This window comes from Parabacteroides sp. 52, from assembly GCF_010500925.1.
Taxonomy (GTDB): domain Bacteria; phylum Bacteroidota; class Bacteroidia; order Bacteroidales; family Tannerellaceae; genus QVMG01.
Genome location: NZ_QVMG01000008.1, coordinates 119,981 through 133,734, shown reverse-complemented (window position 1 = coordinate 133,734; position 13,754 = coordinate 119,981). Strand labels below are relative to the sequence as shown.

General features: G+C 45.2%; 8 protein-coding genes. 6 read left to right on the top strand and 2 right to left on the bottom strand.

The window, feature by feature from the left end:
• The 4 genes from carB (at position 1) to D0T51_RS06620 (ending at position 8,167) form a co-directional block, all read left to right on the top strand.
• Complete coding sequence (gene carB, locus D0T51_RS06635) at positions 1–4,416, top strand: carbamoyl-phosphate synthase (glutamine-hydrolyzing) large subunit (RefSeq protein WP_163726929.1); 4,416 nt, start codon at positions 1–3, stop codon at positions 4,414–4,416.
• Positions 4,417–4,529: 113 nt separating this feature from the next.
• Positions 4,530–5,108: a Crp/Fnr family transcriptional regulator gene (locus D0T51_RS06630; protein ID WP_163726927.1), complete on the top strand. Its 579-nt coding sequence runs from the start codon at positions 4,530–4,532 to the stop codon at positions 5,106–5,108.
• Between the two features lie 314 nt (positions 5,109–5,422).
• A complete protein-coding gene (gene feoB / locus D0T51_RS06625; protein WP_163726926.1) occupies positions 5,423–7,906 on the top strand; it encodes a ferrous iron transport protein B in 2,484 nt (827 codons plus the stop codon).
• A gap of 42 nt (positions 7,907–7,948) precedes the next feature.
• The gene (locus tag D0T51_RS06620; RefSeq protein WP_163726924.1) at positions 7,949–8,167 is read left to right on the top strand and encodes a FeoB-associated Cys-rich membrane protein; all 219 of its coding nucleotides are present in this window, start codon (positions 7,949–7,951) and stop codon (positions 8,165–8,167) included.
• Here D0T51_RS06620 and D0T51_RS06615 read toward each other — a convergent pair.
• Positions 8,164–9,411, bottom strand: coding sequence for a hypothetical protein (locus D0T51_RS06615; protein WP_203583336.1), 1,248 nt, complete (start codon positions 9,409–9,411; stop codon positions 8,164–8,166). The two genes, D0T51_RS06620 and D0T51_RS06615, sit on opposite strands and share 4 nt — an antisense overlap.
• A gap of 183 nt (positions 9,412–9,594) precedes the next feature.
• Positions 9,595–10,191, bottom strand: coding sequence for a 30S ribosomal protein S16 (locus tag D0T51_RS06610; RefSeq protein ID WP_163726918.1), 597 nt, complete (start codon positions 10,189–10,191; stop codon positions 9,595–9,597).
• Positions 10,192–10,421: 230 nt separating this feature from the next.
• Between D0T51_RS06610 and D0T51_RS06605 the strand changes: the two genes are divergently transcribed.
• Together D0T51_RS06605 and D0T51_RS06600 are read left to right on the top strand one after the other, a co-directional pair.
• Positions 10,422–12,425 (top strand): OPT family oligopeptide transporter, encoded by a 2,004-nt coding sequence (locus tag D0T51_RS06605; RefSeq protein WP_163726915.1) that lies wholly within the window; start codon positions 10,422–10,424, stop codon positions 12,423–12,425.
• Positions 12,426–12,429: 4 nt separating this feature from the next.
• Complete coding sequence (locus D0T51_RS06600; protein WP_163726912.1) at positions 12,430–13,749, top strand: SpoIID/LytB domain-containing protein; 1,320 nt, start codon at positions 12,430–12,432, stop codon at positions 13,747–13,749.
• Positions 13,750–13,754: the final 5 nt, after the last annotated feature.

The window sequence follows — 13,754 nt, the reverse complement described above, 5'->3', positions numbered from 1 at the left end:
ATGCAAAAGGACAAGATTGCAAGCCTTATTCTGGATGACGGCAGCGTCTTTCAGGGTTTTTCTTTCGGTTATGAAGGAGAAGTGACAGGAGAAGTAGTGTTCAACACCGCAATGACCGGTTATCCGGAAAGCCTGACTGACCCCTCTTATGCCGGACAAATCATGGTTCTCACCTTTCCCCTGGTAGGCAACTACGGCGTTCCGCGCCGCAGCTTCAGTCCGGAAGGCATCGCCACCCTGATGGAAAGTGAAAAGATTCACGCTGAAGCAATGATCATCAGTGACTATAGCCATGAATACAGCCACTGGAACGCTACGGGCAGCCTGGGTGACTGGCTGAAAGAAGAGAAAGTTCCCGGCATATACGGTATCGACACCCGTGCTCTCACCAAAAAGCTCCGGGAACATGGAGTGATGATGGGAAAAATCGTTTGGGGAGATGGAAAAGAGAAAGAAGAAAAGGATTCATCCCAAAACAAGAAACAAACGATTGTTCATTATGATGAAGTGAACTATGTAGGCAAAGTCTCTACCCAAAAGATCATCACCTACGGAGAGGGAGAAGGCAAAAAACGGGTAGTGCTTGTCGATTGTGGAGTCAAACATAATATCATCCGGAGCCTGTTGAATCGAAATGTAACGGTTATCCGTGTACCCTGGAATTATGATTTCAGCCAGTTAGCGTACGACGGTTTGTTTATCAGCAATGGTCCCGGCGACCCGGACACCTGCGTAGAAGCAGTAGAAAACATACGCAAAGCCCTGGAAGGAAACAAACCCATCTGCGGTATATGCATGGGAAACCAATTACTGGCAAAAGCCGGCGGAGCCTCTATCTTTAAATTGAAATACGGTCACCGCAGCCACAACCAACCAGTACGTATGGTGGGCACGGAAAGATGTTTCATCACCTCCCAGAATCATGGGTATGCCGTAGACAACGACACCTTGGGAAGCGATTGGGAACCTTTATTCATCAATATGAATGATGGCACGAACGAAGGTATCAAGCATAAAACAAAACCTTTCTTTTCCTCCCAATTCCACCCGGAAGCTTGCAGTGGTCCGACCGATACGGAATTTATCTTCGATATTTTTGTCGACAGCCTCCACACCGGCTCCTTATCCTTTGAGCCTCAAACGGATGCGACCTCTGCCACCTCCCATCAATTGCCACCCCTCCATTCTCAAGCAGAGAAAACTCTGCCGCGGAAAGTGCTTCTTTTAGGCTCCGGTGCTCTGAAAATCGGTGAAGCCGGTGAATTCGATTACTCCGGTAGCCAGGCATTGAAAGCCCTGAAGGAAGAAGGCATCGAAACGATACTGATCAATCCGAATATCGCCACCGTACAAACCTCTGAGGGGGTTGCAGACAAAGTATATTTCCTGCCTGTCACACCTTTCTTTGTGGAGAAAGTCATTGAGAAAGAACGACCGGAAGGGATCTTGCTTGCCTTTGGAGGACAGACGGCACTGAACTGCGGGGTTGCTTTGTACCAAAGCGGTATATTGGAGAAGTACAATGTCCGTGTATTGGGTACCCCGGTACAGGCGATTATGGATACGGAAGACCGTGAACTCTTTGTCCATAAATTGGATGAGATAGATGTCAAAACCATAAAAAGTGAAGCTGTCTCTACGGTGGCCGACGCCCGCAGGGCGGCTATGGAACTGGGATACCCGGTGATTATTCGTGCGGCTTATGCCCTGGGAGGGTTAGGATCGGGCTTCTGCGACAACGAAGAAGAGTTGAACGTATTGGCCGAAAAGGCCTTCTCTTTCTCCCCGCAAGTATTGGTGGAAAAGAGCCTGAAAGGCTGGAAAGAGGTTGAATACGAGGTCGTGCGTGACCGCTTTGACAACTGTATTACGGTATGTAATATGGAGAACTTCGACCCACTGGGAATCCACACGGGGGAAAGTATCGTTATTGCCCCCTCTCAGACATTGACCAACACAGACTATCATAAACTACGTGAGTTAGCTATCCGCATCATCCGCCACATAGGCATTGTCGGAGAATGTAACGTGCAATATGCATACGATCCGGAAAGTGAAGACTACCGGGTCATTGAGGTCAACGCCCGCCTGAGTCGTTCCTCCGCCCTGGCTTCTAAAGCAACCGGTTATCCATTGGCCTTTGTGGCCGCTAAACTGGGCTTAGGTTACGGTCTCTTCGAACTGAAAAATTCCGTAACAAAAACAACAACGGCCTTCTTCGAGCCGGCTTTGGACTATGTAGTCTGCAAAATACCGCGCTGGGACTTGGGTAAATTTCATGGGGTAGCCCGCGAACTGGGATCAAGCATGAAGTCGGTAGGAGAAGTAATGGCTATTGGCCGCACCTTCGAAGAGGCTTTACAGAAAGGCTTGCGCATGATCGGACAGGGAATGCATGGATTTGTTGAAAACAAAGAGTTGGTAATAGATGATATCGACAAAGCATTGAACGAGCCAACAGATCGCCGTATCTTTGTGATAAACAAAGCATTCCGCGCCGGATACACGATCGATCAAATCCATGACCTGACAAAGATTGATAAATGGTTCCTTCAGAAATTACAGGGTATCATGCGAACGGCCGAAGCATTGGAAACACACAATGCCCTGCCGGAAGTGCCGGATAGATTATTCAGACATGCCAAAGAACAAGGTTTCTCCGACTTTCAGATAGCCCGGGCAGTCTTCAAAGAGAGCCGGGATGATCTTGAAAAAGCCAGTCTCTTGGTTCGCCAGGACAGGAAAAACCGGGGCATTCTACCTGTCGTTAAACAAATAGACACGTTGGCAGCCGAATATCCGGCACAGACGAACTACCTCTATATGACCTTCTGCGGTACTGAGAGCGATGTGCATTACCTGAATGACAAACGCTCCATTGTTGTATTGGGATCGGGAGCTTACCGCATCGGTAGCTCGGTGGAATTCGACTGGTGTGGGGTACAGGCTCTTCAGACAATACGCAAAGAGGGCTGGCGCTCCGTCATGATCAACTATAACCCGGAGACGGTATCAACGGACTATGACATGTGCGATCGCCTGTACTTCGACGAATTGACCTTCGAGCGTGTCATGGATGTCCTGGAGATGGAAAATCCCCATGGGGTGATCGTCTCTACAGGCGGACAAATCCCCAACAACCTGGCTATACGCCTGGACGAACAGAAAGTGCCTCTACTAGGTACTTCGGCCAAGAGTATAGACAACGCGGAAGACCGCGAGAAATTCTCCGCGATGCTGGATCGGATCGGAGTCGATCAGCCGCGCTGGAAAGAATTGTCTTCCCTGGAGGATATAGATCGCTTCGTCGACGAAGTAGGATTCCCCGTATTGGTACGCCCCAGTTATGTATTGAGTGGTGCTGCCATGAATGTGTGTTCAAACCAGGAAGAACTGGAACGCTTCCTGCAGTTGGCGGCCAATGTCAGCAAGAAACACCCGGTGGTGGTCAGTCAGTTTATCGAGTACGCCAAAGAGGTAGAGGTAGATGCCGTTGCCGACCGGGGAGAGATCATTATGTATGCCATCAGTGAACATATAGAATTTGCGGGAGTACACTCCGGAGATGCTACCATCCAGTTCCCTGCACAGAAATTATATGTAGAAACCGTACGCCGGATCAAACGCATCAGTAAACAGATAGCCCAGGAATTACAGATATCCGGTCCTTTCAATATACAATACCTGGCAAAGGGGAACGAGATCAAAGTGATCGAATGTAACCTGCGCGCCTCGCGGAGTTTTCCTTTCGTCAGCAAGGTTTTGAAGATAAACTTTATCGAGCTGGCTACGCAAATCATGCTGGGTCTGCCGGTGGAGAAACCTGCCAAGAACGAGTTCGACCTGGATTATGTAGGTATCAAGGCCTCCCAGTTCTCCTTCAACCGTCTGCAAAAAGCAGACCCGGTATTAGGAGTCGACATGGCCTCTACCGGAGAAGTGGGTTGCCTGGGGGATGATGTATCCGAAGCGGTTCTCACCAGTATGCTGGCTGTCGGTCAACGCATACCCGAAAAGAATATCCTTCTTTCCACAGGTACAGCCAAACAGAAAGTGAGTATGTTAGATGCTGCTAAAATGCTGAAAGCAAAAGGCTATAACATCTATGCAACAGGAGGTACACATCGTTTTCTGGAAGAAAACGGCATATCCAGTACACGGGCATATTGGCCCAGTGAAGAAGAACATCCACAAGCACTGGATCTGCTGCGGGAAAAGAAAATAGATATGGTGGTGAATATACCACGTGACCTGACCGCCCGGGAGTTAAGCAATGGGTATACAATCCGCCGTTCTGCTATCGACCTGAATATACCGCTGATAACCAATGCGCGTCTGGCAAGCGCCTTTATTGAAGCCTTCTGCACCATCAAGATGGAGGATATTCAGATCAAGAGCTGGCAGGAGTATAAATAAATAAAAGATACGACTGAATGAAAGGGCATAATTCTTTATCTGAGAATTATGCCCTTATTGGGTATGGTGGTTTTCATTAATTTCTTATATTTAGCCTGGGAAAAACTAACCGAATGGAAACGACAAAACAAATAGCACAATGTATTGGTCAGATTTTTATGCCCTTGAGCGAACAGACACAAGAGCAATTAGCCTCCATTTTAGTTCCCAGAGAATTAAAAAAAGGAGAATTCTTCTTGAAAGAGGGGGAGGTCTGTAAGCAGATCGGATATATCCATCAAGGGTTTGTACGCCAATACTACTATAAAAACAACAAAGACATAACCGAACATTTCGCATACGAAAACTATTTTGTCATGGCCATAGAGAGTTGTTTCAACAAACAGCCCTCCCATATGATCATTGAAGCTTTGGAGCCTACCCTCATCTACGGCATGCCATTCGATCGGTTGAAAGAGTTACTTCGTAAAGAACCGGAAATAGCCCTCTTATACAGTGCCTTTTTAGAACAATCCTTGATTATCTCTCAACGCAAAACAGACTCCCTCCGGTTTGAGACAGCGACCGAACGCTATTTCCGTTTAATGAAAGAGCACCCCGAGATAATCAAACGCGCACCTCTTTCTCACATTGCTTCTTTCCTGCTTATGACCCCGGAAACACTGAGTCGTGTACGGGCAAATATATTGTAATTCAACACAATTCGTTTTGTCAATAAACTTTAAATCCATAGCTAATTTGACATACATCAATAAATATATCGCAAAAAAATAAGATATTTGTACTGTCATTTGGATAACTTCAAATGACAAAAAGACACCAACCGACTATGATATATACACAGATGGATTAGGTTAGTTTTTTAATTCTCAAAAAGGGACAGAGCGTGAGTTTTGTCCCTTTTATTTTTGTACGCCCTCCTTATTAAACCACTTCGTGAATACCTACATATAGGTATTGAGTGTGTCACCTTTAATAATTACCTTTGTCAAAGAATTAGCAAATTATGAAATTATCGGACTTACGCACAGGGGATAAAGGAGTTATCGTGAAAGTGATGGGGCGTGGTGCCTTCCGTAAACGGATCATCGAGATGGGATTTATCCGCGGAAAAGAAGTGGTGGTGGTTCAAAATGCCCCACTAAAAGATCCTATACACTATCGTTTGATGGGGTATGATGTTTCGCTTCGTCGAAGTGAAGCGGCCCTGATAGAGGTTGTCAGTGCACATGAATTTGCTAAAGAACACCTGGGTGCAGAACAGGCCCCTTCTTTTCAGGGATCGTCACTCATTCCTTCCGATGAAGACCTACATGCGATTGCCTTGAACAAACAAAAGATAATCAATGTTGCATTGATAGGGAATCCCAACAGTGGAAAAACATCCTTATTCAATTTTGCATCCGGCCTGCATGAACATGTGGGCAATTATAGCGGTGTCACCGTGGATGCCAAAGAAGGGATATTCCGACAAAACGGATATACTTTCCGTATTGTCGACTTACCCGGCACTTATTCATTGTCCACTTATACACCGGAAGAATTATATGTCCGTAAACACTTGCAGGAGGAACAGCCGGATGTGGTGATCAATATTATCGATGCCTCCAACCTGGAACGGAATTTATACCTCACCACCCAGTTGATCGATATGGATATGCGTATGGTTATCGCACTTAATATGTATGATGAATTACAACGCAAAGGGAATAAGTTCGACTACGACTCACTGGGTCTGATGCTGGGCGCCCCTATCGTTCCGACCATTAGCAAGACCGGCTTTGGGATCAAAGATCTTTTCGACCGTGTCATTAAGGTATACGAAGAGGAGGATCCTACCGTCCGTCATATCCATATCAATTACGGAGATGTTTTGGAAAAAGGCATTCATAGCCTCAAAAAAACGCTTAAAACCAATGCCAATATTCCACGGGACCTATCCAAACGTTACCTGGCCATTAAGCTATTGGAAAGGGATAAACAAGTCGAAACCTATATCAGCGAACTTCCTGAATCCGGACATATACTGGCTGTCAGAGAAGAAAAAGTAAACGAGATAGAAGAACTCTTACAAGAAGATTGCGAAACAGCCTTCACGGATGCACGTTATGGTTTCATCTCCGGGGCACTATTGGAAACTTTTGAAGAGAATAAAATTCAGAAGATTAGTAAGACACAAATTATCGACCTCTTTGTCACCCACAAACTTCTTGGCTTTCCCTTCTTTATCTTGTTTATGTGGATTATGTTCGAAGCCACATTTACCCTGGGAGCTTATCCGATGGAGTGGATCGAAGCAGGGGTGGAATGGATTGGTAATACAGTACGCAATCTGATGAGTGAAGGGCCTTTCAAAGATCTACTGGTCGATGGAATTATCGGAGGAGTTGGAGGAGTTATTGTCTTCCTTCCCAATATTCTTATCTTGTATCTTTTCATCTCTTTCATGGAAGATTCGGGGTATATGGCCCGGGCAGCTTTCATTATGGATAAGATCATGCACAAGATGGGGCTACACGGGAAATCATTCATTCCCCTGGTGATGGGATTCGGCTGCAATGTACCGGCCATCATGGCCTCACGTACGATTGAGAGTCGTAACAGCCGGATGATAACCATGTTGATTAATCCATTGATGAGTTGCAGCGCCCGCCTTCCCGTATACGTTTTGTTGACAGGAGCCTTCTTCCCAAATCATGCCAGTGTCATTCTATTGAGTTTATATGCTACCGGTATTCTATTGGCGGTTATTATGGCCCGTTTATTTAAACGTTTTCTTTTCAAGAAGGAAGATGTACCCTTTGTGATGGAATTACCTCCTTACCGCATGCCTACGCTTAAATCGATCCTTATTCATATGTGGGAAAAAGCCCGGCAGTACCTGCGCAAAATGGGAGGTGTTATCCTGGTGGCTTCTATTATCATCTGGTTCCTGGGGTATTTCCCGAGGCATTCTGCCGGCATGGAAGTATACGATCAACAAATTGAAGTGGTAACAAACAGCACGATGCAGGCAGAAGAAAAAGAAAATACGATAGCCGAACTGGAGAGACTCAAAAGTATGGATCATCAGGAACACTCTTATATCGGTCGTTTGGGACAGGGTATTCAGCCCATCATGGCACCTCTTGGTTTCGATTGGAAGATGAGCGTCAGCCTACTTACCGGCATGGCAGCCAAAGAAGTCGTTGTCAGCACCCTGAGTGTGCTTTACACCGGTGATGAAGAAGAGAGCCAGGCCTTATCCGAACGTTTACAGGAAGACCGGAATGCATCGGGGGATCTGGTGTTCACTCCGTTAATAGCATTAAGCCTGATGATGTTCGTACTTATTTATTTTCCTTGTATTGCAACCATTACGGCCATCAGTAAAGAGTCGGGATCCTGGAAATGGGGGGCTTTTGTCATCGTCTATTCCTGCGTTTTGGCGTGGATTGTTTCTTTCATTGTCTATCAGGCAGGCGGCTGGTTAATTCAATTATTGAATTAAACCTATCCCCTTCCTCCTTTGTTATAGAAGAAAAAGTGACTTATGTGGCAAGAAATAGCAACAGGTATAGTAGCCTTACTGGTAATTCTTTATGTAGGATATAAACTATATAAAACAATTACAGCACCTGCGACCCACAATCCATGTATCGGTTGCCCAGGCTGTTCACTTATGAACGAAGTGAAGGCTGGTGAAGACTGTATACTAGGTCAGGTAAATTGCGATGAGAAGCGTAAAAAACAGACGGTTCAAACCCATTAAAACTTGTATTGCAGACGCAGCGTAAAGACATTGTCCTTCACATCTCCTTTATACCTTTCTATCTGAGACGTTTTTTCATTTTTATTTATCTCATAATAAGCTTGTAGACGGAGATTCGTATATATATACCAAAGGATTCCCCCACCGATCGTATGCATTGACAAATCCGTTGATGTCGTTTCATTCAGACCGATATCGTTACCGGAAACATCCGTATTCGGATCATACCAATCATATTTTAGGACCGCAGAAAAGGGGAGTTTGCCGATATCCTGTACCAGAAGAAGATATCCTCCACGGAAATCCCGTATATACACATCCGCTTCAGGCAATGAAGAAGCATTCGGACTCTTACTGCCGGAAAGAGTTCCCGGCTGTTGACCAAACAAATACTCCCCGCGCACCTCTGTCTTCCCCCAACTATTTGTCAAGGATAAACGGGCATGCAAACCGATATATTCCCGTTTGGCAAATCCTCCTTTATGACCTGGATCCGCATCCAATACAAACTTCCGGCCTTGCATTTTATACACATTCTCAGTGCCTTGATACACCGATCCGTTATAATAAGAAAGACCCGCTCCCCAGGCACTATTTTTACCAATCGTTTTTGCCGCAGAAAAATGACCGATGAAGTCTTTTTTGCTGTCCGTATCTTTTTTGATTCCGTTTCCGGCAAATAAGCCGGCTTCGACCTTTAGGAAGTGAAAAGGAGAGGTTGGGAGCGGTTGAAGTATAAACATTGCCCCCAGATCGCGTTCTTCCGGAAAGAGCGTTTGAAAGATCGTCGACCGCTCCGGTGATTCGCGACGGGAAGAAGAGTAGCTGATCTCATACCCAAAAGGACGGTCAAAGACACCGACACGCAAGGCAGATGTATGAGACCAAGGATCCTTTATATTCAGATAAACATCTTTAAAGTGGATTCCGTTTTCCGTCAGATCAAGCTGAAACACGCCAGAGGCTATCCCTTCGTCATATTGAAATTTAATACGTCCCCGGCGAATACCGATCCGATTGTATGATTTCTCCGGATTTTCATTGGCACCACCTACTTTCAATGAGGCAGCTTCCTGTCCATATTGATATTGTCCCTGTATATAACCGGAGACCTTTAGTTTTTTCAACAATAAGATTTCATCTCTTAATTTCTCGGTCCTCTGCTCTTCCTCTTGCAAAGAAACCGGTGTAGGTGTCTGTGCATTTACAGAGAAACAAAAAACCAAACTACAAAATAGAATCATTGTACTTATTGTTTTCATCTCTATATGGATATCCTGTGTTTATTTTATTAGCTTTCCTGTTTGTTTCTCTAATCAGACAGGCAAAGATAGGGCTCCGAATAGAACCCGGCAAATGATAAAGGCAAAAAAAATGGTTGACAGACTTCCATCTGTCAACCATATTCTTTTCAGAGAAAACGCAAATTACTCAGCGCTAGCTTCAGGAGCTTCTTCTGTAGGAGCTTCAGCAACAGGTGCTGCTTCTTCTACAGGAGCCTCTTCTACTGCAGGAGCTTCCTCCGCAGCTTCTTCAGCCTGTGCTTCAGCAGCAGCGGCTAATTCGGCTTTCTTCTTCTTAGCTACTTCTTCTGCTTTCACTTTGTTAGCCTCTTTTTCAGCTTCCAGACGAGCCTTCGCTGCTGCATTTGCGGCATCACGATCTTTGTCTTTCACAGCCTGCGTAGCGGCTTGTTTGTCTTTCAACCAAAGCTGGAACTTTTGTTCCGCTGCAGCTTCGTCAAAAGCACCTTTCTTCACACCTTCCAATAAGTGTTTTTTCAACAAAACACCTTCGCGAGAAAGGATGTTACGTGTGGTATCCGTAGGTTGTGCACCTACTTGTAACCAATACAAAGCTCTTTCGAAATTCAAATCTATTGTAGCAGGATTAGTGTTCGGATTATAAGAACCTACCCTTTCAATAAACTTTCCATCACGTGGAGCCCTGCTGTCAGCGACTACGATCTGGTAAAAAGCATACCCTTTACGACCGTGTCTTTGCAATCTGATTTTTGTTGCCATGTTTGAATAATTAATTTAAGCTGTTTGTATTAGCGGGTGCAAAGATAAAAAGAATAGTTGGAAAAGGAAAGAGTAACAAGGGATTTAATTCATCTTTCTATATTGGAAGAAGAACAGAGGCTGACTTCCCTGACATTTTGATTTGTATTTTTCAATTAATTGCCCTAGATTTGTGTCCGTGACCCGATTCACAAACAAATCCAAGTCCAAAAATCTAACATTTTAATATTGTGAAAACTGAGAACAACGAAGAAAAGATAAGCGGATTACCCGAAAATGCTTATCGCGAACTGAAAGAAGGAGAAGAGTATCAACCCATTATGTCGCCCAACAAAAAATACAAAGAGGTCACTCCATGGTCTGTTTTCTGGGGATTAGTGATGGCTGTTATTTTCAGTGCGGCAGCCGCCTATCTGGGTCTCAAAGTAGGACAAGTATTCGAAGCGGCTATTCCGATAGCGATCATTGCTGTCGGACTTTCCGGTGCTTTCAAACGGAAAAACTCCCTGGGAGAAAATGTTATGATACAATCGATCGGTTCAAGCAGCGGTGTTGTTGTTGCCGGAGCCATCTTTACCCTTCCTGCACTCTACATCCTGCAAGACAAATATCCGGAAATAACGGTCAACTTCTTTGAAGTGTTTATGAGTTCATTGTTAGGGGGGATATTAGGTATTCTGTTATTAATCCCCTTCCGCAAATATTTCGTTTCCGACATGCATGGGAAATATCCATTTCCCGAAGCGACAGCAACGACCCAGGTACTTGTTTCCGGGGAAAAAGGAGGCAGCCAAGCTCGTCCCCTTATCTTCGCCGGTATCATCGGAGGATTATACGACTTTATTATCGCCTCATTCGGTTGGTGGAGTGAAACCATTACGACCCGTATGGTGGGAGTTGGTGAAATGCTGGCAGATAAAGCCAAAGTAGTTTTTAAGGTTAACACAGGGGCTGCCGTTTTAGGTTTAGGTTATATTATCGGATTGAAATATGCTGCTATTATCTGTGCCGGTTCCTTTCTGGTATGGTTGATTATTATTCCTTTTATGTCTGCCTATTTTGGCAATGAAGTACTCACATTGGGTAATAGTGCAATCACTGCAAGTGTAGGCAGCATGAGTGCCGAACAACTTTTCACGACTTACGCCCGGCATATCGGTATCGGAGGCATTGCCACCGCCGGAGTAATTGGCATTGTCAAATCATGGGGTATTATCAAAGGAGCCGTCTCACTGGCTGCTCAGGAGATGAAAGGCAAAGCAGGGGAGGCTAAAAGTGAAGAAGTACGCACACAGAGAGACCTTTCCATGAAAATCATTACGATAGGTATTATTATCACACTTATAGTGACTTACCTCTTCTTCCATTTCGGGGTATTGGATAATTGGTTTCATGCAGTAATTGCCTTGTTACTGGTAGGCATTATCGCTTTTCTGTTTACAACAGTGGCTGCCAATGCCATTGCTATCGTAGGAAGCAACCCGGTATCGGGTATGACCTTGATGACATTAATCTTAGCCTCTATCATATTAGTTGCCGCTGGGTTAAAGGGAACCACCGGTATGGTATCTGCCTTGATTATCGGAGGAGTTGTCTGTACAGCACTCTCCATGGCTGGAGGTTTTATCACCGACCTGAAGATCGGTTATTGGCTGGGAAGTACACCGGCAAAACAACAGACCTGGAAATTCTTAGGTACCCTCGTATCGGCTGCTACGGTGGGAGGTGTGATCCTGATATTAAACCAGACATTTGGTTTCACCAGCGGACAACTGGCTGCCCCGCAAGCCAATGCCATGGCGGCAGTGATTGAACCCTTGATGAGTGGAGCAGGTGCTCCCTGGATATTATATGGTATCGGTGCTGTTCTGGCCATAGTCCTGAACTTCCTGAAAGTTCCGGCACTCGCCTTTGCTTTGGGTATGTTTATTCCATTGGATCTGAATACTCCTTTATTGATCGGGGGAGCTGTCAGCTGGTATGTAGGCAGTAGAAGTAAAGATCAGAAAGTCAATGCCGCACGCTTAGAAAAAGGCACCCTTCTTGCATCCGGTTTCATTGCCGGAGGAGCTTTGATGGGAGTAGTGAGTGCAGCCCTTCGTTTTGCAGGCATCAACCTATTGAATGAAGTCTGGTTCGAAAGCAAAGGGGCTGAAATCCTTGCTGTCGTCATGTATATTGCTATCATTGCTTATCTCACTGTAAATTCACTACGAACCCCAAAGACCGATTAACACAATGAGATCACCTGCTGTTACTGTTGGCATTCTGACGGAAAACACCCTCTCCTTTATATTCAACGAAGCATATATACATAAGGAGACCGGGGAATTTTTAGAAGGAGAACAACGTGTCCTGCTTGTCAACAATAAGATTCGTTTCAATGGGAAACAGTACGAAGAACTTTTCTTTGAACCGGCATCACGTCAAACAGCCACTTTTGATATACAAGGAGTGGTTATTGGCAAAAACTTTCATTGGCAACAAAAGCAAGATCAACGTTTCAAGGGAGCCTTGAACCTGCTTGCTACTGAAGAGGGGATTGTGGCTATCAACGAGGTGGATATTGAAGTCTATCTGACCAGTGTTATCTCTTCCGAAATGAATGCGACCTCTTCCATCGAATTATTAAAAGCACATGCTGTTATTTCCCGGAGCTGGTTGTTGGCCCAGTTGGAGAAAAAACATCATGCGGAGAACAATGCCGAGAAAAAAGAATGTAGCTACCGGGATGAAAAAAAATTCATCCGCTGGTACGACCGGGAAGACCATGCCCTTTTTGATGTGTGTGCCGATGATCACTGCCAACGCTACCAGGGCATTGCCCCCTCCTCAAACCTCGTCGTGGAAAAAGCAGTGAAAGAGACCTGGGGAGAAATACTCACAGACGGACAAATGATTTGTGACACCCGCTTTTCCAAATGCTGCGGAGGAGTCACTGAAAAGTTCGAACATTGCTGGGAGCCCGAACCTCACGCCTACCTCACCGCCATACGAGACAATACCCAAGGAGAACTGCCCGATCTCACAACAGAGCAGGAAGCAGACAAATGGATACGGAATGCACCCATGGCTTTTTGCCATACAACAGACAAGGCTATACTCAACCAGGTACTCAATAACTACGACCAGGAGACGATTGATTTTTATCGTTGGAAAACAATATATACCCAACAGGAGTTAGGCAACCTCCTGCATAAAAAAACAGAAGGGATAGACTTTGGACTTATTCTGGACTTAATCCCTGTTAAACGAGGGGCATCCGGACGTATAACAGAATTGAAAATAGTAGGTTCGAAAAAAACATTTATCCTAGGTAAAGAGTTGGAGATACGGCGCATCTTGTCCGAAAGTCACCTGTATAGCTCTGCTTTTGTCGTAGACAAAGAAGATATACAAAAGGGTATACCCGGACGTTTCATTCTTACAGGTGCCGGATGGGGACACGGGGTCGGTCTTTGCCAGATAGGTGCCGCTGTTATGGCAACACAAAACTATGATTATAAAAAGATACTGCAACACTATTACCCCGGAACCGTACTGATCAAAAAATATTGATCCTG